At 71.4% G+C, this 24,190-nt stretch carries 28 protein-coding genes; 12 read left to right on the top strand and 16 right to left on the bottom strand.

What is annotated here, in order from left to right:
• Together AB0B91_RS25680 and AB0B91_RS25675 are read left to right on the top strand one after the other, a co-directional pair.
• Positions 1–744, top strand: coding sequence for a polyprenol monophosphomannose synthase (locus AB0B91_RS25680; protein ID WP_358324314.1), 744 nt, complete (start codon positions 1–3; stop codon positions 742–744).
• Between the two features lie 117 nt (positions 745–861).
• The gene (locus AB0B91_RS25675) at positions 862–1,368 is read left to right on the top strand and encodes an FxsA family protein (RefSeq protein WP_358324311.1); all 507 of its coding nucleotides are present in this window, start codon (positions 862–864) and stop codon (positions 1,366–1,368) included.
• A gap of 95 nt (positions 1,369–1,463) precedes the next feature.
• On the opposite strand, the gene AB0B91_RS25670 is transcribed toward AB0B91_RS25675, so the two are convergent.
• The 3 genes from AB0B91_RS25670 to xylB form a co-directional block, all read right to left on the bottom strand.
• The gene (locus AB0B91_RS25670) at positions 1,464–1,808 is read right to left on the bottom strand and encodes an RNA polymerase-binding protein RbpA (protein ID WP_043625492.1); all 345 of its coding nucleotides are present in this window, start codon (positions 1,806–1,808) and stop codon (positions 1,464–1,466) included.
• A gap of 448 nt (positions 1,809–2,256) precedes the next feature.
• Positions 2,257–3,414, bottom strand: coding sequence for a xylose isomerase (gene xylA / locus AB0B91_RS25665; RefSeq protein WP_358324309.1), 1,158 nt, complete (start codon positions 3,412–3,414; stop codon positions 2,257–2,259).
• Entirely contained in the window at positions 3,411–4,817 is a 1,407-nt protein-coding gene (xylB, locus tag AB0B91_RS25660; protein WP_358324306.1) for a xylulokinase, read from the bottom strand. The genes xylA and xylB overlap by 4 nt, the downstream gene beginning before the upstream one ends.
• An 83-nt stretch (positions 4,818–4,900) precedes the next feature.
• Here xylB and AB0B91_RS25655 point away from each other — a divergent pair, with 83 nt between their 5' ends.
• Positions 4,901–6,127: an ROK family transcriptional regulator gene (locus AB0B91_RS25655; protein ID WP_358324303.1), complete on the top strand. Its 1,227-nt coding sequence runs from the start codon at positions 4,901–4,903 to the stop codon at positions 6,125–6,127.
• A 30-nt stretch (positions 6,128–6,157) separates the two neighbouring features.
• Here AB0B91_RS25655 and AB0B91_RS25650 read toward each other — a convergent pair whose 3' ends face one another.
• Together AB0B91_RS25650 and AB0B91_RS25645 are read right to left on the bottom strand one after the other, a co-directional pair.
• Positions 6,158–6,805, bottom strand: a complete 648-nt coding sequence (locus AB0B91_RS25650; protein ID WP_358324300.1) for a hypothetical protein — start codon at positions 6,803–6,805, stop codon at positions 6,158–6,160.
• A gap of 63 nt (positions 6,806–6,868) precedes the next feature.
• The gene (locus tag AB0B91_RS25645; RefSeq protein ID WP_358324297.1) at positions 6,869–7,381 is read right to left on the bottom strand and encodes a nuclear transport factor 2 family protein; all 513 of its coding nucleotides are present in this window, start codon (positions 7,379–7,381) and stop codon (positions 6,869–6,871) included.
• A gap of 33 nt (positions 7,382–7,414) precedes the next feature.
• Between AB0B91_RS25645 and AB0B91_RS25640 the strand changes: the two genes are divergently transcribed.
• Entirely contained in the window at positions 7,415–7,894 is a 480-nt protein-coding gene (locus AB0B91_RS25640; RefSeq protein ID WP_358324294.1) for a helix-turn-helix domain-containing protein, read from the top strand.
• Positions 7,895–7,906: 12 nt separating this feature from the next.
• Here the strand turns inward: AB0B91_RS25640 and AB0B91_RS25635 are convergent, their stop codons facing one another.
• Genes AB0B91_RS25635 through AB0B91_RS25605 form a run of 7 tightly spaced genes read right to left on the bottom strand, consistent with a single transcriptional unit; the run spans position 7,907 to position 14,285 of the window.
• Positions 7,907–9,349 (bottom strand): MFS transporter, encoded by a 1,443-nt coding sequence (locus tag AB0B91_RS25635; RefSeq protein WP_358324291.1) that lies wholly within the window; start codon positions 9,347–9,349, stop codon positions 7,907–7,909.
• 14 nt (positions 9,350–9,363) lie between these two features.
• Positions 9,364–10,164, bottom strand: coding sequence for a glycerophosphodiester phosphodiesterase family protein (locus tag AB0B91_RS25630; protein ID WP_358324288.1), 801 nt, complete (start codon positions 10,162–10,164; stop codon positions 9,364–9,366).
• 36 nt (positions 10,165–10,200) lie between these two features.
• Positions 10,201–10,740, bottom strand: coding sequence for a TrmH family RNA methyltransferase (locus AB0B91_RS25625; protein WP_358024687.1), 540 nt, complete (start codon positions 10,738–10,740; stop codon positions 10,201–10,203).
• Complete coding sequence (locus tag AB0B91_RS25620; RefSeq protein ID WP_358324285.1) at positions 10,737–11,327, bottom strand: methyltransferase; 591 nt, start codon at positions 11,325–11,327, stop codon at positions 10,737–10,739. The genes AB0B91_RS25625 and AB0B91_RS25620 overlap by 4 nt, the downstream gene beginning before the upstream one ends.
• An 11-nt stretch (positions 11,328–11,338) precedes the next feature.
• Complete coding sequence (locus tag AB0B91_RS25615) at positions 11,339–12,286, bottom strand: VWA domain-containing protein (protein WP_358324872.1); 948 nt, start codon at positions 12,284–12,286, stop codon at positions 11,339–11,341.
• Positions 12,287–12,340: 54 nt separating this feature from the next.
• A complete protein-coding gene (locus AB0B91_RS25610; protein ID WP_358324282.1) occupies positions 12,341–13,276 on the bottom strand; it encodes a DUF58 domain-containing protein in 936 nt (311 codons plus the stop codon).
• A gap of 7 nt (positions 13,277–13,283) precedes the next feature.
• A complete protein-coding gene (locus tag AB0B91_RS25605; protein WP_358324279.1) occupies positions 13,284–14,285 on the bottom strand; it encodes an AAA family ATPase in 1,002 nt (333 codons plus the stop codon).
• A gap of 54 nt (positions 14,286–14,339) precedes the next feature.
• Between AB0B91_RS25605 and AB0B91_RS25600 the strand changes: the two genes are divergently transcribed.
• A complete protein-coding gene (locus tag AB0B91_RS25600; protein WP_358324276.1) occupies positions 14,340–15,101 on the top strand; it encodes a hypothetical protein in 762 nt (253 codons plus the stop codon).
• Positions 15,102–15,157: 56 nt separating this feature from the next.
• Complete coding sequence (locus AB0B91_RS25595) at positions 15,158–16,012, top strand: DUF2268 domain-containing putative Zn-dependent protease (protein ID WP_358324273.1); 855 nt, start codon at positions 15,158–15,160, stop codon at positions 16,010–16,012.
• Here AB0B91_RS25595 and AB0B91_RS25590 read toward each other — a convergent pair.
• The gene (locus tag AB0B91_RS25590) at positions 16,001–16,651 is read right to left on the bottom strand and encodes a response regulator transcription factor (protein WP_358324270.1); all 651 of its coding nucleotides are present in this window, start codon (positions 16,649–16,651) and stop codon (positions 16,001–16,003) included. The two genes, AB0B91_RS25595 and AB0B91_RS25590, sit on opposite strands and share 12 nt — an antisense overlap.
• Before the next feature lie 131 nt (positions 16,652–16,782).
• Complete coding sequence (locus AB0B91_RS25585; RefSeq protein WP_358324267.1) at positions 16,783–18,045, bottom strand: histidine kinase; 1,263 nt, start codon at positions 18,043–18,045, stop codon at positions 16,783–16,785.
• Positions 18,046–18,182: 137 nt separating this feature from the next.
• On the opposite strand from AB0B91_RS25585, the gene AB0B91_RS25580 reads away from it, so the two are divergent.
• From AB0B91_RS25580 to AB0B91_RS25570, 3 genes are all read left to right on the top strand, one after another.
• Complete coding sequence (locus tag AB0B91_RS25580; protein ID WP_358324264.1) at positions 18,183–18,746, top strand: ATP-dependent Clp protease proteolytic subunit; 564 nt, start codon at positions 18,183–18,185, stop codon at positions 18,744–18,746.
• A 1-nt stretch (position 18,747) separates the two neighbouring features.
• Entirely contained in the window at positions 18,748–19,365 is a 618-nt protein-coding gene (locus AB0B91_RS25575; RefSeq protein ID WP_358324261.1) for an ATP-dependent Clp protease proteolytic subunit, read from the top strand.
• A 221-nt stretch (positions 19,366–19,586) separates the two neighbouring features.
• Positions 19,587–20,348, top strand: coding sequence for a TSUP family transporter (locus tag AB0B91_RS25570; protein WP_358324258.1), 762 nt, complete (start codon positions 19,587–19,589; stop codon positions 20,346–20,348).
• A gap of 33 nt (positions 20,349–20,381) precedes the next feature.
• Here AB0B91_RS25570 and AB0B91_RS25565 read toward each other — a convergent pair whose 3' ends face one another.
• Complete coding sequence (locus tag AB0B91_RS25565; protein ID WP_358324255.1) at positions 20,382–21,530, bottom strand: MFS transporter; 1,149 nt, start codon at positions 21,528–21,530, stop codon at positions 20,382–20,384.
• A complete protein-coding gene (locus AB0B91_RS25560) occupies positions 21,527–22,288 on the bottom strand; it encodes a DeoR/GlpR family DNA-binding transcription regulator (RefSeq protein WP_358324252.1) in 762 nt (253 codons plus the stop codon). The genes AB0B91_RS25565 and AB0B91_RS25560 overlap by 4 nt, the downstream gene beginning before the upstream one ends.
• A gap of 44 nt (positions 22,289–22,332) precedes the next feature.
• Between AB0B91_RS25560 and AB0B91_RS25555 the strand changes: the two genes are divergently transcribed.
• The 3 genes from AB0B91_RS25555 to AB0B91_RS25545 are packed head-to-tail and all read left to right on the top strand — an operon-like array spanning position 22,333 to position 24,183.
• Positions 22,333–23,304 (top strand): YafY family protein, encoded by a 972-nt coding sequence (locus AB0B91_RS25555; protein ID WP_358324249.1) that lies wholly within the window; start codon positions 22,333–22,335, stop codon positions 23,302–23,304.
• Between the two features lie 29 nt (positions 23,305–23,333).
• Positions 23,334–23,945 (top strand): LysE family translocator, encoded by a 612-nt coding sequence (locus AB0B91_RS25550; protein ID WP_358324246.1) that lies wholly within the window; start codon positions 23,334–23,336, stop codon positions 23,943–23,945.
• A gap of 25 nt (positions 23,946–23,970) precedes the next feature.
• Positions 23,971–24,183 carry a hypothetical protein gene (locus AB0B91_RS25545; RefSeq protein ID WP_219528414.1) on the top strand — a complete coding sequence of 71 codons (213 nt, stop codon included), beginning with the start codon at positions 23,971–23,973 and terminating at the stop codon, positions 24,181–24,183.
• The last annotated feature ends 7 nt before the right edge of the window (positions 24,184–24,190 follow it).

Below are 24,190 nucleotides of genomic sequence, written 5' to 3'. Positions count from 1 at the left end.
ATGGAGATTCTTGGCCGGATACTCATCGTCATACCGACGTACAACGAGCGTGACAACGTGCTGATGATCACCGAGCGGGTGCGGGCCGCGATGCCGGACGCGCACGTGCTGGTGGTCGACGACAACAGCCCCGACGGCACCGGGGAGATCGCCGACGAGCTGGCCGCCAAGGACGATCACATCCACGTCCTGCACCGGGCCGGCAAGGAAGGGCTGGGCGCCGCCTACATCGCCGCGTTCCGCTGGGGCCTCGACGAGGGCTACAACGTGCTGGTGGAGATGGACGCCGACGGCTCGCACCAGCCCGAGGAGCTGCACAAGCTGCTGGAGGCGGTCGCCGACGGCGCCGACCTGTCGATCGGGTCGCGCTGGGTGCCCGGCGGCAAGGTGGTCAACTGGCCCGCCTCGCGCGAGCTCCTGTCCAGGTGCGCCAACATCTACACGCGGCTCATGCTCGGCATGCCGGTGCGCGACGCGACCGCCGGGTTCCGCGTCTACCGCGCAGCGACGCTGGACAAGATCGGGCTGGCCGACGTCGAGTCACAGGGCTACTGCTTCCAGGTCGACCTCACCCTGCGGACGGCCAAGCACGGCCTGCGGGTGGTCGAGGTGCCGATCACGTTCGTCGAGCGGACCGTCGGCACGAGCAAGATGAGCAGCCGGGTCATGGCCGAGTCGTTCTGGCGCATCGCCGTCTGGGGCCTGACCGGCCTGCCCGCCCGGTTGCGTGGCAAGCGCACCTGAGAACCTGTGATCGCCCTCAGGCGGCGCCGGAACGGTTCGGGGACGCGGGGCGTTGTCCCTATATAAGCGGTCTTATACGCGTTCTACAGACGTCGCGTGCGCGGAATGGGGAAGACGATGCGGCTCCTGCTTTTCCTGGCCTTCCTGATCGTCCCGGTGCTGGAGATCTGGCTGTTGATCCAGGTGGGCTCGGCGATCGGCGGCTGGACGACCGTGGCCCTGCTCATCGCCGACAGCCTGCTGGGCGCGTGGCTGGTGCGCCGCGAGGGGCGCAGGGCGTGGCGGGCGCTGCAGGACGCGTTGCAGTCCGGCCGGATGCCCGACAAGGAGCTCGCCGACGGCGGCCTGATCCTGGTGGGCGGCGCGCTGCTGCTGACGCCGGGGTTCCTGAGCGACGTCCTCGGGTTCCTGTGCGTGCTGCCGTTCACGCGGCCGGCGATGCGGCGCCTGGTGTCGTGGTTCTTCGACCGCCGGGTCAAGAGGATGGCGGCGGCCTCGCCGTACGCGAACCTCTTCCCACCGTCGTCCGGCGGCCCCGCCGACGGGCACCTGGGCGGGCACATCGGCGGGCGTGGTGGTGTGGTGCACGGCGAGGTGATCAGGGAAGACCGCGAGCCTTCCTGACCGAGCCTCGGCGACTTGGGTCCTCCGCGACGGCGCGTCAGGGCATTGCGAAGCCCCCGGGCATCTCGCCCGGGGGCTTTCACCGTGAGAAGGTGTCAGGCGCTCTTTCGACGCTGGGCCCGAAGTACGGCCAGCCTCTCGTTGAGCACCTCTTCCAGGTCCTCGATGGACCGTCGCTCCAGGAGCATGTCCCAGTGCGTCCGCGGGGGCTTCGTCTTCTTCGACTCCGGCTGCTCGCCGTCGACCCGAACCGCGGTCGCGCCGCACATGCGGCACTCCCACGTCGCGGGAATCTCCGCCTCGGCGGCAAGCGGAACCTCGAAGCGATGGCCCTTGGGACAGGTGTAGGACACCTCCTGGCGCGGGGCCAGATCCGTGTTACGGTCGTTCTCGTAGCTGGTTGCCCCGAGCCGGGTGCCACGAAGCGCGCGCTCGCCCATGTTTAAATGCCTCCTACAGGGCCCCCATCGTGAGGGGTCTGTCTCCCACGGTGTCTAACGCTTGGTACCGTGATGGGATTCCCCCATGTGGGGTGATCCAATCGCTATCACCCCGAGGAGTTGCCCGCAGCCGGGCTTCCGTCGGCGTTCCGGAGCTTCCGGGCCACGTGAAGGCAAGGGTCATTCCAGGGACGATCCGTGAATCGGCCCGACCGCAAGGCGGCCTCCGCGCGCCCTCTGGAGCGACGTCGAGGCGCACCTACTCCGCCCGGCCGCCGACGAGCACCACGTGGGGCAGCAGACCCACCCTGTTCGTGGGCGTCGACCGGCACCGGCGGCGGAGTGCGTCTGGCTGATCGCCGCCGTCCGCCGCCGAGGGCCGAGTGGCCATCGGCGGGGGAGAAGCCCGGCGAGCGCGCCCAGCGCCCACCGGGGGGAAGCCGGTCGGCTAGCGCACGCCGTACAGGTGCTCGATGGCCAGCTGGTCGAGGTGCTCGAACGCGGCGCCGCGGGCCGCGAGCGTGTCGATGTCGGGGGTGAACGAGCGCACGTCGCGCCAGCTCTCGCCGGCGGCGAGCGTCGGCACGGACAGCTCGTCGAGGCGCGCGGCCCGCAGCGCCTCCTGGACCTCGGGGTCGGCGCGGAAGGCCCGCACCTTCTCGCGCAGGATCAGGTAGTTGCGCATGCACGCGGCCGCCGACACCCACACGCCCTCGTCGTCCTCGGTGCGCGGCGGCTTGAAGTCGAAGTGGATGGGGCCGGAGAAGCCGTTGGACTCCAGGACGTCGACGGTCCAGAAGGCGCCCCGGGCGTTGCCGGCGCCGAAGCGGAAGTCCTGGTCGTAGCGCGGGCCGTTCTGCCCGTTCAGGTCGATGTGGAACAGCTTGCCGTGCCACAGCGCCTGCGCGATGCCGTGCGCGTAGTTGAGCCCGGCCATCTCCTCGTGGCCCACCTCGGGGTTGAGCCCGACCAGCTCGGCGTGCTCCAGTTCGTTGATGAACGCCAGCGCGTGGCCGATGGTGGGCAGCAGGATGTCGCCCCTCGGCTCGTTGGGCTTGGGCTCGATCGCGAACTTGAGGTCGTAGCCGTGGTCCAGCACGTACGCGCCGAGCACGTCGAAGGCTTCCTTGTAGCGGTCGAGGGCGGCCTTGACGTCCTTGGCCGCGCCGGACTCCGCGCCCTCCCTGCCGCCCCAGCACACGTACACCTGCGCGCCCAGCTCGGCGGCCAGGTCGATGTTGTCCATCACCTTGCGCAGCGCGAACCGGCGCACGTCGCGGTCGTTGGAGGTGAAGGCGCCGTCCTTGAAGATGGGGTGCGAGAACAGGTTGGTGGTCGCCGTGGTGACCACCAGGCCGGTCTCCTCCAGCGCCTTGCGGAAGGCGCCGACCCGCTCGTCCCGGTCGTGGCCGTCGAAGTCGAAGACGTCGTTGTCGTGGAAGTTCACCCCGTACGCGCCGATCTCGGCGAGCTTGTGCACGGCCCGCTCGGCGGGCATGGGCGCCCTGGTGGCCGGGCCGAACACGTCGACGCCTTGCCATCCGACGGTCCAGATGCCGAAGGAGAAACGGTCCTCGCGGGTGGGCGTGTACAGGTCTTCGCTCATGGTTGTTCCTCTCGGTGGTGCTGCCAGCCGGCCGTACGATCGCGCAGCTCGGCGTACTGCTCACGGACGTGGGGAGTGGGGGGCCCGTCGTACTCCTGGACCGGCTGGGCCGACCAGACGGGCGGTGCGGGCGTGCCGGCCAGCGCCCAGGCGGCCTGGCGGGCCGCGCCGAGCGCCACGTATTCGGCGGGCGCGGGGACGGCGACCGGCATGCCGAAGATCTGGGGGGCGATGCGGCGCACCGCCTCGGACTTGGCGCCGCCGCCGATGAGCAGCACGCGGCGTGGCCGTACGCCCTGCTCGGCCAGGTGGTCGATGGCGTCGGCCAGGGAGGACAGCAGCGCCTCGACGGCCGCGCGCGCGAGGTTCTCGCGGGTGGCGTTGCGCGTGGTGAGGCCGCTGAGCGTGCCGGAGGCGTCCGGGCGGTTCGGCGTGCGCTCGCCGTCCAGGTAGGGCAGCAGCGTGAGCCCGCCGGCGCCCGGCGGGGCGGCCAGCGCGAGCTCCGACAGCTCCGCCAGTGAGCAGCCGATCATCGAGGCCGCCGAGGAGAGGATCCTGGCCGCGTTGAGCGTGGCCAGCAGCGGCATGAACCGGCCGGTCGCGTCCGCGAACCCGGCGACCATCCCCGAGGGGTCGGCGGCGGGCACCTCGCTCACCGCGAACACCGTGCCCGAGGTCCCGACGGACACCGCGACGTCGCCGGGGAGCAGCCCGAGCCCGAGCGCCGCGCCCATGTTGTCGCCGGTGCCGGGCCCGATCGCGGCGCCGCCCGGCAGCTCTCCGACGATCTCGTTCGGCGCGGCCACGCGCGGCAGCTCGATCTCGCGCCCGATCGCGGCCGAGACGAACTCGGGCAGGTACGCCCCCGTCGCCGGGGACCAGTATCCGGTGCCCGAGGCGTCTCCCCGGTCGGTCGTCAGCTCGCGGCGCTCGCCCAGCCGCCAGGTCAGCCAGTCGTGGGGGAGCAGCACGGCCTCGGTGCGGGCGGCCAGCTCCGGCTCGTGCTCGGCCATCCAGCGGAGCTTGGTGACCGTGAACGAGGCCACGGGCACGCTGCCGGTCAGCTCGGCCCACCGGGCGGGACCGCCCAGCTCGCCGGTCAGCCGCGTGGCCTGCGGCGCCGACCGTGTGTCGTTCCACAGCAGGGCGGGCCGTACGACCTCGCCGGCGCCGTCGAGCGCGACCATGCCGTGCTGCTGGGCCGCCACCGCGACCGCGGCGGCCCGCTCCAGCAGGTGCCGCCCCTTGTCGAGCGCGCTCTCCCAATGGCTGGGATGGCACTCCGTGCCGTCGGGATGCGGGGCCGCGAACTCGTCGACCACCGTGCCGTCACCGGCCCGGCACAGCACGATCTTGGTCGACTGAGTCGAGGAGTCGACCCCGGCCACCAGTGCCTCTGTCACCCGGACTCCATATTAGTAAACTGTATGGATTAAATAGCGTAACAGACCGGCGAATCGCCAGGAAGACCCATTAGTCTTAGATCGTGACAAAATCCAGGGAAGGGCCGCTCCGGCACGCGACGATGCGCGAACGCAACCTCGCCGTCATGCTGGAGCAGGTCGTGCGCTGCCAGCCGGTCACCCGTGCCCGGCTCGCCGAGCACACCGGGTTCACCAAGACCACCGTCTCCAATCTGCTCGCGGTGCTCGAAGGCGCCGGGCTGGTCCAGGACGGCGCGCTGGTGCAGGACGGCGAGCGCGGCCGGCCCGGGATCGCCGTCTCGGTCAACGGCGACGGCGCCGCCGCGCTCGGGCTGGAGATCAACGTCGACTACCTCGCCGCGTGCGTGCTGGATCTGGGCCGGCGTACTCGCTACCACCAGCTCGTGACCTTCGACAACCGGGGCCGGTCGCCCGAGGCGGTGATCGCCTCGCTGGGGCGGCTGGCCGCCGAGGCCGTCGCCGCGGCCGCCGGGCAGGGCCTGAACGTGGCGGGCGCGACGGTCGCCGTCCCCGGCCTGCTCGACCGGGAGAACGGCCTGGTCCGCCGCGCCCCGAACCTCGGCTGGACCGACGTCCCGGTCAGCGCCCTGCTCCACGACGCCCTGCCCGACCTCCCGATCCCCGCGGGCCACGACAACGAGGCCAATCTGGCCGCCCTGGCCGAGCTGTGGTTCGGCGACGGCGCGCGGCACGGCGGCTTCATCCATGTCTCGGGTGAGATCGGGATCGGGGCCGGCATCGTCATGGACGGCCAGGTGCTGCGCGGCACGCACGGGTTCGCCGGCGAGCTCGGCCACCTCATCGTGGAGCCGGGTGGCGCGCCGTGCACCTGCGGCGGGCGCGGCTGCCTGGAGCAGAGCGCCGGTCAGGACGCCATCCTGCGCGCCGCCGGGCTGCCCGCCGTCACGGCGACCACGGCCGCCAAGCCGGACGGCCCGATCAAGGCGCTCATCGCCCTGCTGGAACGCTCGGACCCGCGGGCCCTGGCCGCGCTCGACGGAGCGGGCCGGGCGCTCGGCGCCACCCTGGCCTCGGCCGTCAACCTGGTCGACCCCGGCGCGATCGTGCTCGGGGGCATCTTCTCGCCGCTCGCGCCCTGGATCCGCCCGGCCGTGGAAGCCGCTCTGGCGGAGGGGGGCGGCTCGCTGCGCACCGAAGTGCCGCCGGTGGTCGCCTCGGAGCTGGCGGGGAACGCCGCTGTGCTCGGCGCGGCCGGGGTGGTGATCGAACGCGTCATCGGCCACCCGGCCCTGCTGCTGCCCTCGTAGCGCGCGAATGGGTCCCGCCGATCACGCGGCTCACCGATCGGCGGTCGCGGGCCGCCTGGCCGGCGTCGCGGACCGGGCCCGGCCCCCGGCGCGCCACAGCTCGGCGGCCAGCCAGAGGCCGCCGACGGCGATCAGCGCGCCGTGCGCGACCCGCAGCGAGTACGGTCCGAAGAACTGCGGGATGAACAGCGCGAACCCCACCGCGAACGGCACCGCGCTCCACCGGGCCACCGCTCCGGACCGCCACACGGCGACCGCCGCCATGACCGTCCCCACGCCCAGCAGCGCGAGCCCGGCGGCGAACATGGTCACCGCGACCGGCCCGTACCGGAACTCCTGAGCCAGCTCCATCAGCGCCGGCGCGTTGTCGCGCAGCGAGCGGCGGGCGATGACGTTCAGCCCGAAGTCCTCGGCGCCGTAGTAGGGCAGGGTGAGGCCCGCGCCGATCCACGTCACCACCGCCGCCCGCAGCGACAGCCGGTCGCCCAGCACCTGGTGCAGGCCCAGGACGGCCAGCCCGGCGAGGATGAAGCCGATCATGGCCGCCAGATGGCCGGCCACCCACGCGCCCGACGCCATGGCGGCCGCGTCGTCAGTGGACGGCCGCACGGCCGGGTAGATGAGGAAAAGCACGCCACCGGCGGCGAAGGCCGCAGAGGTCAGCCGGGTGTTCATCATGACTCCAAGGAGAAGGGCATTGCTCTTTTCTGTGAGCAATGCTCTCTCTTTGGAGCGACGATGTCAAGAGCGGTGCTCTCGTTTCGTGAGCAGGGGAACCAGGGTGCGGTCCCCGAGGCGGGTCATCGCGACCAGCGGCTTCGTGGCCGCGCTGACCAGCAGCGGCAGGCCCGGCTTGCCCGTCGCTCTGGCCAGGGCGGGGCCGAGGGCGGCCATCATGGCGGTCAGGCCCGGCAACGGCCGGATCCACATGGTGATCTCCTTGATCAAGCCCTGGTCGTCGAGGTGCAGCAGTACCGACTCCTCGATCTCCTGGCGGCCGAGGCGGGCGGTGGCGGCGAGCATGCGCGTCCGCTCGTCGCCCACGTCGGTGTGGTAGCGCAGGTCGCTCAGGGCGCCCATGGCCGCGGTGAACAGCTCACGCACCTGCTCGTACCCGTGGAAGCCCGCTGTGGCGCTGAGCGGGGAGTGGAAGACCACGCCCGGCGCCAGGGTGGACATGATCGCGTCGACGTTCTTCGCCTCACCGGCTTCGCGGTAGGCGCGGGCTGGTGAGTCCTGAATGTGAACTGACATGAGTTCACAATATCAACCCACTATGCTGGGGTCGTGAACAGGTTCGGGGACATGCACTGCTCCATCGCCCAGGCCGTCGGCGTGGTGGCCGAGCCGTGGACGCCGCTGATCTTGCGGGATCTGTTCCTGGGGGTGCGCAGGTTCGACGACCTCGCGGAGGATCTGGGCATCTCGCGCAACCTGCTGACCCGGCGGCTGGAGCACCTGGTGGCGGCGGGAGTGGTGGAGCGGCTGCCCTACCAGGAGCGGCCGGTGCGCTTCGAGTACGTGCTGACCGAGGCGGGCCGCGACGTCGTGCCCGCCCTGTTCACGCTGATGGCCTGGGGGGACCGCTGGGCGACCCCGCCCGGCGGGCCGCCCGCGCTGCTGGTGCACTCCTGCGGCGAGCGGTTCACGCCGGTGGTGACGTGCCCGCACTGCGGCGGCGAGGCCGACGCGGAGAGCGTGCGGGCCGTCCGGGGCCCGGGCGCCGCCCAGGGCCCGGGCACGATGGTCCTCGCCGCCGAGGCCTGACGATCCTGGGGGTCAGATGCGCGCCGGAACCTCGTTGCCCGCGTCGCGGATGGCCTTGGGCAGGTTGACCATGGCCAGCAGGACGAACCCCACGATGAAGAAGACGACCATCGAGATGATGGCCATCCGGTAGCTGTTGGTGAGCTGGACCGCGATCGTCACCGTCAGCGCGCCGATGAACGCCGACCCCTTGTCGCTGATCTGCAGCAGGCTGAAGTATTCGGCCTCCCGCCCCTTCGGGATCACCAGCGAGAACAGCGAGCGCGACAGCGCCTGGGTGCCGCCCAGCACGATCGAGATGGCGAAGGCCAGCAGGTAGAACTGCAGGGCGGCCTTCTCCTGCAGGAAGTACGCGATGATCACGATCACCGTCCACACGACCAGGCTGCCCAGCACCGTGTTCTTGGTGCCGAACCGGCGGGCCAGCAGGCCCATCAGCAGCGCCCCGAAGAACGCCACGAACTGCACCATGAGGATGGCGCTGATCTGCGTCTCCTTGCTCAGCTTGAGCGCCTCGGAGGCGAAGGCCGAGCTGTTGCCGATGACGGTCTGCACGCCGTCGTTGTAGACGAGGTAGGCCACCAGGAACAACAGCGTCAGCGGATAGCGCCGCAGCTCGCTGAGCGTCCGGCCGAGTTGTTTGAAGCTGCCGCCGACCGAGCGCAGCGCCGTGCTCTCGTGGGCCGGGACCGGCCGGTTGCGGAGCCGGAGGAGCGGGACGATCGTGAAGATGGCCCACCACAGGCCCGCCGACATCATGCTGATCCGCACCGACATGCCCTCGGCCAGCCCCAGCCCCTCGTGGTTGAGGTAGAGCACCAGGTTGAGCGCCAGCAGCAGGCCGCCGCCCAGGTAGCCGATCGCCCAGCCGCGGGAGGAGACGCGGTCGCGTTCCTCGGCGGTGGAGATCTGCGGCAGGAAGGAGTCGTAGACCACGACGGACGAGCCGTAGGCCAGGTTGGCCAGGATGAACAGCACCCCGCCCAGCACGTAGCGGTCGCCTTCGAGGAAGTACAGGCCCGCGGTGGCCAGCGCGCCCAGGTAGGCGAAGGTGGCGAGCATCTCCTTCTTGCGGCCGGTGTGGTCGGCCAGCGCGCCCACGATCGGCAGGCAGACGATCTGCAGCAGCACCGACACGGTCAGCATCAGCCCGAAGAACGCGGCCGGCCTGATGTCGGCGCCGAGCACGTCGACGTAGCCGAGGCCGGGGTGGGCCTCGGCCAGCTTGTCGAAGTCGGTCGAGCAGGTGGCGGGCGCGACCGAGGGGAAGTCCTTGGCGCAGGCCGCGGTCTTGGCGACGGAGATGAGGTACGGGCTGAGGAAGACCGAGATGATCGTGGTGTAGAAGGCGGAGTTGGCCCAGTCGTAGATGTACCAGCCGCGCTGTTCGCGCCTGCGTGCGGCGGGAGAGTCGGCGGTGTCGTCGGGAGCCGCGGGGGGTGCGGGTACGGGCATGTGTCGTGTCGCTCCTATGCGGCCATGCGGCCGGGATGCCACAGGCCGCGACGCTCCAGCACGTCGCGAAGGCCGGTGACGTTGTCGGTCATGATGCCGTCGACGCCGAGGTCGAGCAGGTGTTCCATGCGGACGGGGTCGTTGATCGTCCACACGTGCACCTGCATGCCGATGGCGTGCGCCGTACGGATGAGGCGGTGGGTGGTGACCTTCAGGCCGCGGAAGCCCACCGGCACCTGCGCGCAGGGCACGCCCGAGCGCTTCAGCCGGGCCAGCAGCCGGCCGTAGCCGGAGGTGGCCGCGGCGGCGCGCAGCGCGGCGACGCCACGCGGGCCGAGCGCCGAGCAGACCTCCCCGCCGAGCGCGGCCCTGGCCAGCACCAGGCGCTCGTCGGAGAAGGAGGTCAGGCAGATCCGGTCGTAGGCCGCCGTGCGCCGGACCGCCTCGGCCAGCGGCGCGATCGCGGCGGCCTCCTTCACGTCGATGTTGAAGCGGATCTCCGGATAGCCGCCGAGCAGGTCCTCCAGCAGCGGGATCTCGTGCACCCCGTCGATGCGCGCCTGCCTGACCGCGCTGTAGGGCAGCTCCGAGATGCGGCCGCGCCGGTCGGTGACCCGGTCGAGCGTGTGGTCGTGGAAGGCGAGGAGCACTCCGTCGGCGGTGGCGTGCGCGTCGGTCTCCAGGTAGCGATAGCCCAGCCTCACGGCCTGCTCGAAGGCGGCGGCGGAGTTCTCGGAGCCCTCGGCGGCGCCTCCGCGGTGCGCGAAGGCCAGTGGGCCCGGATGATCGAGAAACGCGAAGCGGCGGCTGAGCACGTCCTGAAGTATGCCTTCCGTGGATGAACAATAAGGTTACGAATCAGCGAGATTCTGCCATTCCTGGCGCCGGGCCTCGGCCAGCGCGATGGCGGCGGCCACCGAGACGTTGAACGAGCCGACCCGCCCGACCTGCGGGATGTAGCAGACCCCGTCGACGGAGTCGAGCAGGGCGGGCGAGCAGCCGTGGTCCTCGCTGCCGACCACCAGGCACACGTCGCGGGCCAGGTCGGCCCGGTGCAGGGGCTTGGCCTCGCCGGTCAGCTCGATGGCCAGCACGGTGTAGCCGTCCTCGCGGGCGGCCTTCACGGCGTCGACGGCGGGCACCGGCTCGTGCCAGGTGACCAGCCGCTCGGTGCCGAGCGCCGTCTTGCCCGCCTTGGGGTTGGTCGGCGGGGTGGCGTTGCCCGCCAGCCAGATCTGGTCGACGCCGAACGCGGCGGCGCTGCGGAAGATCGAGCCGACGTTGAACGGGCCGGTGACCGACTCGAGGATCAGCGACAGCCGGTTGGAGGTGTTCCTGCGCCAGGTGCGGTTGAGCCGCTTGACGTCGGTGGGGCGCAGCTGCCTTCTCATCGGGTTACCTTCAGGATTCGGTAGGCGGCGCGGGAGGCCGCGCGGGTGGCCTGCCAGCCCTGCTCGCCGAGCCAGCGCTGCAGCGAGTCGGAGCCGAGATGCTTCTGTACGACCAGGTAGGCGACGCCGTCGGGCGTCAGCCGGGACAGCCAGCTGGTGAGCATCTCGTGCAGGGCGGGCTTGCCAATACGGATAGCGGGATTAGACCAGATAGCCCGAAATTTCACGTCTTCGGGTACCTCGTCGACATGCAGTGACCTTACTTTGTCAAGGTGGGCGGCCTGCGCGTTGCGCGCGGTGAGCTCCACGCTGCGCCGGTTCACGTCGACGGCCCAGACGGTCGCCCCGGGCGCGCGCGAGGCCATGGTCAGCGCGATCGGTCCGTAGCCGCAGCCCAGGTCGAGCAGGTCGCCCTCCTGCGGCGGCGGCGGAACGCTCTCCAGCAACACGCGGGTGCCGAGATCGACCCGCTCGGGGGAGAACACCCCCCGGTCGGTCTCCAGCCGCAGGTGCAGGTCGGGCAGCACCAGGTCGACGGAGCCCGGTCGGCTCGCGGTCCGCGGCTGCTCGGAGAAGTAGTGGGCCACGTGGCAAAACGTTACGGGATCCGGGCACCGAACAGGACCGCGGCACCCGCCACCAGCAGCCCGGCCACGATGGCGGCCACGATGAACCACTGGGTGACCTCCTGGTCCACCAGCTTGAAGCCGAGCGAGGTGCCGATCTGCTCGTAGACGTCACGCAGCTCGCTGCCCGACTCCGCCGTGTAGGCCCGGCCGCTGGTGCCGTCGGACAGCGACTGCAGGGTCTGCTTGTTGACCGGCACGTTCACCGGCCTGCCGTCGATGGAGACGGTGCCCTCCTGCGTGCCGTACGCGATCGTGGAGACCGGCACGCGCGCCTGCTGGGCGGCGTCGATGGCCTCGTTGACGCCTCTGCCCGAGGTGTTGTCGCCGTCGGACAGCAGCACGATCGCGGCCGGTGGCGGGTCGGTGGCGGCCTGCTGGTCGAAGGAGCGTACGGAGTCGAGCGAGTTGAACACCGCCTCGCCGATCGCGGTGCCCGGCCGGGTGGTCAGGTTGCCGATCGCGGTCACGACGGCCTGGTGGTCGGTGGTGGGGGCGATGACCACGTTGGCCGAGCGGGCGAAGGAGACCACGCCGACGTTGAACCTGTCGGGCAGCTCCCTGGCGAACGACTGGGCGGCGGCTTTTGCGGCGCTGATCCTGTTGGGCTGGACGTCGTCGGCGTCCATCGACAGCGACACGTCCAGCGCGATCATGATGGTGGCGCGGTCGCGCGGCACCTTCACCTGGTCGGCCGGTTTGGCCGCGCCGATGACCAGGAGCGACATCATGGCGAGGAACAGCAGCGGCGCCACGTGCCGCCGCCAGCCGGGGCCCGCGGGCGCGACCAGGTCGAGCAGCGCGAGGTTGGTGAAGCGCACGGTGTAGCGGCGCCTGGCGAACTGCGCCGCCACGTAGCCGACCACGACCAGCGCCACCACCGCGAACAACCACAACCACGCCGGCGACAGAAAGGTCACCATGCCTCCTTCATCGGCATAGGACCATTGTCGCCCGGTTCGATTACTCCCTGACTACGCACGTGGCCTCCGATGGGCGAGGTGGGCCATGCGCCGCTGACGCAGGACGAACTGCGCCACGTCGAACACCCAGTCCCTGTCGGTCCGCAGCACCAGGTGGGCCACTCCGGCTCGGCGCAGCGCGGCCTTGGTGCCTTCGCGTTGCAGTGCGGCCGCCTCTGCGTAGTCTCGGCGTACTTTGGGGGAAAGGTGCACTTCGCGTACGTGCCCGCTCTCGGGGTCGGCGAACGCGACCCGGCCCACGTCGGGCAGTTCGAGCTCGCGCGGGTCGATGACCTCCACCGCCAGCACCTGGTGGCGGGCCGACAGCCGCCTGATCGGTCGTTCCCACGTCCGTTCGGCCTCGGGGTCGAGCTCGGGCCGGGCGTCGAGGAAGTCCGACACGATCAGCCGCATGCCGCGCCGCCTGCGGGTGGCGGACAGCACGTCGATGCCCTCCGCCAGGTCGGGCGCGTCAGGTACGGCCTGCCCGCGCGGCGCGTCCATGAGCGAGTGCAGCAGCCCGTACAGCGCGGGCCGCCCGGTGCGCGCCGGCATCCGGTGCACGAACTCGTCGTGCAGCACCAGCGCCCCGAACCGGTCGCCCATCCGGCTGGACAGGAACCCGATCGCGCCCACCGCGGCCACCACCAGATCGCGCTTGTCGGTGTCGGCGGTGCCGAAGTCCATGCTGGGCGACAGGTCCGCCAGCGCCCACGTCTCCAGCTCCCGGTCCGCGATCAGGTCACGGACGTGCGGCACGGTGGTGCGGGCGGTGACCGCCCAGTCCATCCGCCGCACGTCGTCCTCGCCGGGCACGTAGACGCGGCTGTCGCCGGCCTCGCTGCCCGTCCCCGGCAGCAGCCCCAGATGGGCGCCGTGCAGCAGCCCGTCGAGCCGCCGGGTCACCGTCAGCTCCAGGCGCCGCAGCGCCTGCTCGGCTGTGTTCACCGGCCGCTCATCGATTCTGGTTCCAGACGACGAGGGGCGGTGGTACGGCGTGCAGGATCTGCCTGACGACCTGTTCGGGATCGACGCCGTCGGCCAGCGCGTCGAAGGTGAGCATCAGCCGGTGCGCCATCACGTCGACGGCCACGTCGCGTACGTCGTCGGGCAGCAGGTAGTCGCGGCCGCGCAGCAGGGCCAGGGCACGCCCGGCGGCGACCAGGCCGAGCGTGGCGCGCGGGCTGACGCCGACCTCGATGGTGTCGGCCAGCTCGCCCAGCCCGTACTCGGCGGGCGAGCGGGTGGACATGACCAGGCGTACGACATAGTCGGCGACGAGCTGGTGGACCGAGACCTGCTCGGCCGCCTCCTGCAGCGCCATCAGCCGGTCGGGGTCCAGCACGCGGTCGGGCGCCGGCGGGGTGACGCTCATGCGGTGCAGGATCTCCAGCTCCTCGTGCGCGCTGGGATGCGGGACCCGCACGCGGAACAGGAACCGGTCGCGTTGCACCTCGGGCAGCGGATAGACGCCTTCGGACTCGATCGGGTTCTGGGTGGCCAGCACGATGAACGGCCTGGGCAGCGGGTGCGTGATCCCGGCCAGGGTGACCTGGCGTTCGGCCATCACCTCCAGCAGCGCCGACTGGACCTTGGCGGGGGCGCGGTTGATCTCGTCGGCGAGCAGGAAGTTGACGAACACCGGACCCAGCTCGACGTCGAACTTCTCATTGGACGGATGGAAGACCCGGGTGCCGACGATGTCGCTCGGCACCAGGTCGGGCGTGAACTGGATCCGGGCGAACGTGCCGCCCACCACGGTGGCCAAGGTAGAGGCGGCGAGGGTCTTGGCGACGCCCGGCACTCCTTCCAGCAGGCAGTGACCGCGGGCCAGCAGGGCGACGATCAACCTCTCGACCATGTGATCCTGGCCGACGATGACCCGCCGGACCTCGTCAAGGGTCTGACGCAGCACGGCCGCATCGGTTTCGTCTGGCACATCTTCGGCGACGCTCATGACGCCATTCCACCAAACGTCCCGCAAACGTGCACGGTGCCGGTCTGTGCTTTCATGGCAAACGTGGCCAGTCCGCTGCAGTACGGAGATCCGCCCAACCTGGGGCCGTTCGTGGTGCAGGCCCGCCTGCACTCCGCGCCGGCCGGTTTCGTCTACCTCGGCCAGGGGCAGGACGGCCGCGCCGTCTCGCTGGCCCTCCTGACCCGCGGCGCCGCCTTCGACGCCGCCGCCCGCGAACGGTTCGTGACCGCGGTGCGCGAGGCCGCGCCCGCGCGCGGCTGGCTCGGCCGGGCCTCCAGGACACGCGCCGCGGTGCTGGACGGCGTGCCGGAGGTGCTGTCGATGGAGACCGGCACGGCGCCCTGGGTGGCCGTGCCGTTCGTGCCGGGCCGTCCGGGGGCCGAGTGGTTCCTGGAGCCGGTGATGGTCGGGGGCACGTTCATCGGACAGGCGCACGGCCCGGACTTCGTGCCGTACTGGCTGACCGACCGCGCGCCCGCCCTGCCGGGCGCGCCGAGCGGGCGCCGGCCGCTCACCGAGACGCGCCGGCGGGTGCTGCTCGCCGCCATGGCGCTGGCCGTGCTGTTGCTGCTCGGTACGGTGATCGCGCTGCTGCTGATCATGGGCAGGGCGGACGACGAGCCGCTGCCCAGGCCGCTGCCGCCGACGAACTTCCAGCCGACCGCGCCTCCGACGCCGGCCACGCCGGAGCCGCAGCAGCCCTCGCCCACCCAGACGCCGTCGCCGAGCAGGAGCGGGCAGCTCACGCCGGGGCCGACGCCCGGTGAGGACTCGGGAGACGGCTCGCCGCTCTGATCTCCCGGTTTTTCGGCTTGAGTCTCACGTCGCGTGAGGTTCTAGCGTCCGTGGACATGGAGTTCATCGTTCACGACACGCTCACGGCCATGGCCGAGCTGCTGGAACAGCCGCTGGAGCGGCGTCCCGATCTGCTGCGCGAGCTGCTCGCGCCCATCCGCCCGGCCATCCCGATGCCGGGCGACATCGTCGACATCCACCACCAGGGGCCCGGCTTCCGGGTGGACGCCGAGGACCCGCGTTACCTGCCCGCGATCCGCGCCATGATCGAGGCGGACGTGCTGGGGCAGGTCGAGCGGGAGCTGTACCGGGCCGCCGACCGGCTGGCCGGCCTCAAGGTGCCCGGCTCACTGCAGGTGGTGTTCGTGCTGGGAAATCCCGACGACGAGCACCTGATGAAGGTCACGGGCGGCTACTACGGGATGGGCGGTTCGCCCGGCCTGCTGTACCTGCTGGGCTGGCCGACGGAGGAGACGATCGGCAGGATAGCGCACTGCGCCGTCCACGAGTTCCACCACCAGGCGCGCTACACCAACGTGCCGTGGCGTCCGACGGTGGGGGAGCACGTGGTCTCCGAGGGGCTGGCGGAGGCGTTCGTACGGGAGCTGTCGGGGGTCGAGGCCATGGGGCCGTGGTCGTCGATGGTCACCGGCGCGGAACTGGACCGGGCCTACGCGAAGATCATGGCCGACTTCGAGCTGGAGGGCATGCACCTCACGTCCGCGTACGTGCTGGGGGACACCACCGTGGCGCGGTACGGGCAAGAGCCTCGCGGCATTCCCGACATGGCGGGATATGCGGTGGGGTTGCGGCTGGTGGACGAGCACCTGGCCGCCACCGGCATGACGGTCACCGAGAGCACGACGTTGCCGGTGTCGCGGATCGTCCAGCGGGGTGTGTCAGCGAGGTGAGACGAAGCCCGACTCGTAGGCGGCGATCACGGCCTGGGTGCGGTCCCGCGCGCCCAGCTTGGTCAGCACGTTGCCGACGTGCGTCTTGACGGTCTCCTGGCTGACGACCAGTTCGGCGGCGATCTCGCCGTTGGACAGCCCCCTGGTCATCAGCCGCAGCACGTCGCCCTCGCGGCCCGTCAGCCGGCCGATGCCGGGCACCTCTGAGGGCTGGGTTTCGGGCGGCCTGCGCCCGGCCAGCGTCCGGATCGCCGCCGGGAACAGCAGCGAGTCCCCGGCCGCCACCAGCTTGATCGCGTGGACCAGCTCGTCGGGCCTGGTCCGCTTGAGCAGGAACCCGCTGGCGCCCGCCCGCAGCGCCTCGTAGACGTGGTCGTCGTTCTCGAACGTGGTGACCACCAGCACCTTGGGCGGCTCGTCCATGGCCACCAGCCGCCGGGTGGCCTGGATGCCGTCCACCGCGGGCATGCGTACGTCCATCAGCACCACATCGGGGCGCTCCCTGCGCACCACGGGCACCACCTCGGCGCCGTCGGCGGCCTCACCGACCACGCTCAGCCCCGGCTCGGCGTCGATGATGACGCGCAGACCGGCCCGGATGAGGCCCTCGTCGTCGGCGATCACGACCTTGAGCGTCATGCGCGCGACCGCGGGAGTGTCATGAGAGCGACCGTAGGGGATGTCATGGGACCGACCGTAGCGGGGTCAGGGACCGACCTGAGCGATGATCCAGGCCCGCCCCTGCGCCGGGCACCCTCGACCACCGCCTGTCACGGGACCGACCGGAGTGGCAGCCGGACGGAGACGCGCCAGCCGTCCGCCACCGGGCCCGCCTCCAGATCGCCGCGGAGCAGGCGAACGCGCTCCCGCATACCGGTCATTCCCCTCCCGCCCACCCGGTCGCCCGGCCCCGCGCTCGGCCGGTTGTTCCGTGCGTCCGGCCGGTTGGTCGGTGCGTCCGACCGGGTGCCCGGCTGCGTGCCGGTCTCGTTGGTGATCTCCAGTCTCAGGTCGTCGTCCTGCACGGCGACGGCCAGCCGTACCGGCCCCTGACCGTGTCTGAGCGCGTTGGTCAGCGCCTCCTGAACGATCCGGTAGGCCTCCCTGGAGACCACGGCGGGCACGCCGGTCAGGTCGCCCACCTCGCGCCGCACCTCGGCGCCGGAGGCGGCGGCCAGGTCGCCCAGATCGGCCAGCGTCGCCTGCGGCGGGCCGGCGTCAGAGGGCGGGTCGCCCTCGCGCAGGACACCGAGGACGTGGTCGAGGTCGTCGAGGGCGGCACGGGCCGACTGTTCGATGGCCGCCAGAGCGGTCCTGGCCGTCTCCGGGTCGCGGTCGAGCACCCGCCCGGCCGCGGCGGCCTGCAGGGTGACGACGCTCAGCGCGTGGCCGACGGAGTCGTGCAGCTCGCGGGCCAGCCGGTTGCGCTCGGCCAGCGTACGGGCCCGACGCTCGGCCGCGGCCAGCCGTTCGCCGGGGGTGGGGCCGAGCAGCACGGGGGCGAGCCGGGCCAGCAGCGCGCCCGCGCCGGCCGCGAACAGCACCACCGCCCCCAGCACGGCCAGCCCGATCAGCGGCCAGCGCAGCGCCGCCCAGCCCGGCTCGACGGCGATCCCCAGCATCCGCTCGGGCCCGCCGACGAACGGCACCGCGAACGTGAAGACCGTGAACGGAACCCCGGCCAGCGTGCACCCGCTCACCAGGCCGCCGACGCCCAGGTGGAGGGTGTACCAGGCGGCCGTGCGCCACCGTTCCTGCCATGACCGGCCCGCCTGCCTGGGCGGCGTCTCCACACGCGCGCCGAGCAACCCCTGGGCGGCGCTCACCTCCAGCGCCCGCACCGGCAGGAACAGCCCGGTCACCGCCACCACCGGCAGGACCGCCACGAACACCCCGAGCTGGAGGGGCAGCAGGAAATTGGCCGACTGGCCCTGGAGCAGGCCCGATGTCAGAACCCCGGTCATCATGTACGGCATCAGCAGCGCGCCGCCGAGGATCAGGCACGCCCATCGCCGGGGCAGGTTCCATCTCACATTCGTGATTGTATGTCGACGGTTATTCGCTCTCGGTGGAATGCGCCTTTAGAGAAATGCGCCCCCAGCGAAAAGGAGCTGGAATTGGCGCGGCCCGGGTCTAGCGTCGGTGAATAGCTCGAGAGAAAGGCGATTCCATGACGGAGACCCTGCGTACTGCCTGGCCTGACCAGCTCAGCCAGCGCCTGCTGAAGGAGCGCATACTTGTTCTCGGCCAGGAGGTCGACGACGAGATATGCAATCGGCTGTGCGGTGAGCTGCTTTTGCTGGCGGCCGAGGACCCGCACCGCGACATAACGCTTTACATCAATTCGCCGGGCGGGTCGGTGACCGCGGGGATGGCTCTGTACGACATGATGCAGTTCGTCCCGTGCGACGTGGCGACGGTGGCCATGGGCTTCGCCGCCTCCATGGGGCAGCTGCTGCTGTGCGCGGGCACCCCCGGCAAGCGCTACGCGCTGCCCAACGCGCGGATCGTCATGCACCAGCCGCTCGGCGGCATCGGCGGCTCGGCCAGCGACATCCAGATCCAGGCGGAGAATCTGCTCTACACCAAGCGCAGGCTGGCCGAGATCACCGCCCAGCACACCGGCCGGCCGCTGGAGCAGATCCAGGCCGACTCCGACCGCGACCGCTGGTTCACCGCGCAGGAGGCGCTCGACTACGGATTCGTCGACCACATGGCCGAGGGGATGAACTGATATGAGCGGACGTTACGTGCTGCCCTCGTTCACCGAGCGCACCTCTTACGGCATGAAGGAGATGAACCCGTACAACAAGCTGTTCGAGGACCGGGTCATCTTCCTGGGCACGCCGATCGACGACACGAGCGCCAACGACGTGATGGCGCAGCTGCTGACGCTGGAGTCGCTCGACCCCGACCAGGACATCAACATGTACATCAACTCGCCGGGCGGCTCGTTCACCTCGATGACGGCGATCTACGACACGATGCAGTTCGTCCGGCCGGAGATCCACACCGTCTGCATCGGCGAGGCGTCCTCGGCCGCCGCGGTCCTGCTGGCGGCGGGCACGCCGGGCAAGCGCGCCGCCCTGCCGCACGCCCGCGTCCTGCTGCACCAGCCCTCCACCGAGGGCGGACGGGGCCAGTCGAGCGACATGGAGATCCACGCCAGGGAGATCCTGCGGATGCGCGACCAGCAGGAGTTCATGCTGGCCAGGCATACGGGCAAGACGGAGCTGGAGATCAGGAAGGACATCGAGCGGGACCGGATCTTCACGGCCGAGCAGGCGCGCTCCTACAACCTGATCGACGACATCTACGCCTCCCGAAAGCGCACCTTGACCACCGCCCGCTAGAACCGGGCGGCGACGAAGACCTGCGGGGCGGCCGCGCCATGAGGTCGGCCGCTCCCGCAGGCCAGCGAAACGCGGCCAGCGGACTGGGGCTTGCAGTCTGTCGGTGCAGGGCAGTGCGGCCGGGGCTGGGGTGTCGGTGGTAAGGGGCATCCCTCCTGTTTGGTTGTGATAGCGGGACATATACGCTCTTTGCGGTTCTCGGGGGAAATCGGGGGAGTGGCGTGCCGCTGGAGCATGTGGTGCTGGTGTTGGCGGCTGCCCTCTGTGCGGGCTGGGTCGACGCCGTCGTGGGTGGCGGCGGGCTGGTGCAGTTGCCCGCGGTGATGGTGACGGGCATCCCGCCCGTGCAGGCGATGGCCACCAACAAGCTCTCCTCCGTCTTCGGCACCGCCTCGGCCGCCGTGACCTACACGCGTACCACCAAGGTGGACCGGGCGGTCGCGCTGCCCGGCGTGGGGCTGGCCGTGGTCAGCGCCGGGCTGGGGGCCTTGGCCGCGGCGGCGATCTCGGCCGAGGTGCTGCGCCCGGCCGTGATGGCGGTGCTGGTGGGTGTGGCCGCGTTCGTGACGCTGCGCCCGGCGATGGGCTCGGTGCCGCAGCCCCATCTGCGGACGAACGGCCGCGTCGTCGCGGCCGTGACGATCGCGGGCGTGGGCGTCGCCTTCTACGACGGCATCATGGGCCCGGGGACGGGCACGTTCCTGATCATCGCGTTCACCACGATCCTCGGGCTCGACTTCGTGTCCGCCTCCGCCTCGGCGAAGATCATCAATACCGGGACCAACCTGGGCGCGCTGTTCGTGTTCGCCTGGCAGGGACACGTGCTGTGGGGGCTGGGCCTCGGGATGGCCGTCTGCAACGTGGCGGGCGCGCAGGTGGGCGCCCGCATGGCGCTCAAGCGCGGCACGGGCTTCGTCCGCGTCGTGCTGCTGTGCGTGGTGGTGGCCATGGTGATCAGGCTGGGCTGGCAGCAGTTCGGCTAGGACCTGATGCGGCGCCGTGCGCTCGCGCGAGCGCTAGGACCCGACCGGCTCGGCCGTACGGGGGCGCAGCGCGGTGGCGGCCAGCGCCACGAAGGCGGCCAGCAGCGCTGGTACGCCCAGCGCCCGCGGCAGCCCGGACAGCTCGGCGAGACCCCCGATGAGCACGGGCCCGGACAGGAACCCCAGATAGCCGATGCTCGCCACCCGCGCGAGGGCCCGCCCCGCGAACGCCGGATCACGATGCCCGGCGGCGGAGAACACTTGCGGCACGATGCACGACAACCCCGCCCCGAAGCACCCGAACCCGGCCACCCCCGCCACCGGATGCCCGACCGTCAGCGCCAGCCCGAGCCCGGCGGCGGCCAGCAGCCCGCACCCGCGCACCAGCGCCACCGGCCCGAAGCGGACCGCCAGCCGGTCCCCGGCCAGACGCCCGGCCGTCATCATGATGGAGAACGCGGCATAGCCCGCCGCCGCGAACCCCGCGGACGCGGACAGGTCCTCCCGCAGGTAGACCGAGCTCCAGTCGGCCGCCGCCCCCTCGCCCACCAGGCAGCAGAACGCCAGCACACCGAGGAAGAGGATCCCCTTGGGCAGCCTCGGCCGTACCCCGGCTTCCGAGGACGCCGGCGCGGGCCGGGAGCGCAGCGCCCAGGCCGCCGCCCACGCGGCCAGCAGCGCGATCACCACCGCCACCGACAGGAACGTGGCGGCGGGCGAGAGCGCCAGGTGCGCGAACAGCCCTCCGGCGGCGGCGCCCGCGAACCCGCCGATGCTGAACACCGCGTGGAACGACGACATGATCGGCCGCCCCCACGCCCGCTCCACCTCCACCGCGTTGGCGTTCATCGAGACGTCCAGCACACCGTGGACCACGCCGAACCCGAACAGCGCGGCGGCCAGCGTGCCCAGGTTCACGGCGTAGGCGGGCAGGACGAGCACCACCCCCTGCAGCAGCGCGGCGGGGATCATGACGCGGCTGCTGCCGTAGCGGTCGACCAGGCGGCCGACCGCCTGCATGCCCGCCATCGCCCCGGCGGCGATGGCCAGCAGCGCCAGGCTCAGCCGCCCGTCGCTCAGCCCGAGGTCCTGTTTGATGGCCGGTATCCGGGCCGTCCAGGTGCCGATGGCCGCCCCGGCGAGCAAGAACAGCAGGTAGACGGCGACCCGGGCGCGATTCACCGGGCTTCCTGGACGAGCCGGACGGTGACCCCGGCGGCGAGCAGGGCGTCGTGCTGCTCGCGCGGGATGCCGGCGTCGGTCACCACCACGTCGAGCCGCGAGATCGGGCAGACCGCGCCGAACGCCGTCCTGGCGAACTTGCCCGAGTCGCACGCCACGATCACCCGCCTGGCCGCGGCGATGGCGGACTGCTTGACGGCCACCTCCGGCAGGTCGTGGGCGGTCATCCCCTGCTCGGACGACAGGCCGCAGCAGCCGATCACCGCCGTGTCGAAGCGCAGGGCCCTGATCGAGCTCTCGGTCAGGGGGCCCTTGAAGTTCAGCTCGCCCGGCCGTACCTCTCCGCCGGGGAGCACCAGCCGTACGCGTGGCGCCGCGGCCAGCAGCGACGCGGACTGGAGCGCCAGCGGCAGGACGGTCACCCGGCGGTCCAGCAGTGCGCGCGCCACCTCGTACACGGTCGTGCCGCCGTCGAGCAGCACCGCCTCGCCGTCGGCGATCAGCCCGGCCACCTCGGCGCCGATCCGCTGCTTGGCGTCGACCGCCTCGTGCTCCCGTACCCCGAACGGCGGCTCCTCGCCGCGCAGCAGCAGCGACAGCGCGCCGCCCCTGACCCTGCGCACCACCCCCTGCTGGGCCAGTTCGTCCAGGTCGCGGCGGATGGTCATCTCCGACACGCCATGCTCGGCGGCCAGCTCGGCGACCGAGACGCTGTCGTGGGTGCGAAGGGTGTTCATGATGGCCAGCACACGTTCCATGTGTTCATACAAACATGACTTATGTGCGCAATACAATGGTGGGTATGCGCGCCAGCCGTCTGCTCTCCCTGTTGCTGCTCCTGCAGGCGCGCGGCCGGATGACCGCCACCGACCTGGCCGCGGAGCTGGAGGTGTCGGTCAGGACCGTCTATCGCGACGTCGAGGCGCTGTCGGCCGCCGGCGTGCCGGTCTACGCCGACCGCGGCCCGGCGGGCGGCTACCAGCTGCTCGACGGCTACCGGACCCGGCTGACCGGGCTGACGGCCGAGGAGGCGTCGTCGCTGTTCCTGGCCGGGCTGCCGGGGCCCGCGGCCGAGCTGGGGCTGTCGGAGGTGGTGGCGAGCGCGGAGCTGAAGCTGCTGGCCGCGCTGCCGCCCGAGCCGCGCTCGCACGCCTCACGGATGCGTGAGCGCTTCCTGCTGGACGTGCCCGGCTGGTACCGCGACGCCGACGACGTGCCGCACCTCAGCGAGGTGGCCGAGGCGGTGTGGGCGCAGCGGCGGCTGCGGATGACCTATCGGCGCTGGGGCAGGCAGGAGGTCGAGCGGGTGGTGAACCCGTACGGGCTCGTGCTCAAGGGCGGCTCGTGGTACATGGTCGCCGCCCCCGCCGGAGCGACGCCGCGTACGTACCGGGTCGCGCGCATCCTGGCGCTGGAGACCCTGCCGGGCGGCTTCGACCGGCCCGAGGGCTTCGATCTCGGCGGCTTCTGGCGCGACTATTCACGCGAGTTCCGCGAGCGCATGTACACCGCCGAGGCCGTCATCAAGGTCGCCCCCGGCACGGACAGCCTGCTCGCCTACACGATGGGCAACGACGTCGTCGCCGCCGCGCTGGCCGAGGGCGCCGAGCCCGACGCCGAGGGCTGGCGCACGCTCACCGTTCCGATCGAGTCGATCACGCACGCCCGGTGGCTGCTGCTGCGGCTCGGGGCGAGCGTCGAGGTGCTGGGACCGCCCGAGCTGCGCGCGCTGATGGTGGAGGCCGTCGCGGAGCTCGGAAAAATCTACGGCTAAATCGGGGCGATTCTGCCACGATGCCTCGCATGTATCTCATCGCATTCATTGGCGCGTGCATCCTGGTGGCGATGGTTCCCGGGGTCAGCACCGCGATCATTCTCAGACAGACGCTGCGGGCCGGGCGCGGCTCCGGCCTGGCCGCCACCCTGGGCAACGAGACCGGCATCCTGATCTGGGGGCTGGCCGCCGCGTTCGGCTTGTCGGCGCTGGTGCTGGCCTCGCAGGTGGCCTATGACGTGATGCGCGTCGCGGGCGCGGTCCTGCTGGTCGTGATGGGGGCGCAGTCGCTCTGGCAGGCCCGCAAGGGTTCGGCGCCGGTCGAGGGGGTCGCGGTCAGTGGTCGGCGCCGGTCGTTCCTGGCCGGGTTCGGGACCTGTCTGGCCAACCCGAAGGCGGCGGTGTTCGCGATGTCGTTCCTGCCGCAGTTCGTGCCGCAGGGGCAGAACGTCCCGCTCACCCTCGTCACGCTCGCCGTCGTCTGGGTGCTCGTGGACCTGCTCTGGTACGGCCTGCTCATCTGGACCGTCGCCAAGGCCAAGGCGTTCCTCGGCCGCCCGGTCGTCAAGCGGCGGCTGGAGCAGATCTCCGGTGTCGTCCTCATCGGGCTCGGCCTGAGGCTCGTCCTGGACTCGCGATGAGCGGCCGCTGGACTACGTTGGGGGAATGACGAACGACCTGGCGACGCTGATGCGGCAGGCGCAGGACGAGGATCCGCTGCGAGCCCTGCAGGCGACCACCGCGTTGCGGCACGAGATCGAACGCATGGAGGCGGTCCAGGTACGCCGGGCCAGGGTGGCCGGGTTGCCGTGGGCGCAGATCGCTCATGCGATCGGGGTGAGCAAACAGGCCGTGCACAAGAAATACGGCAGGGGCTAGCGCTCGT

This window comes from Nonomuraea sp. NPDC049141 (genome assembly GCF_040648415.1).
GTDB lineage: Bacteria > Actinomycetota > Actinomycetes > Streptosporangiales > Streptosporangiaceae > Nonomuraea.
This window is presented reverse-complemented; position numbering and strand designations above follow the sequence as displayed.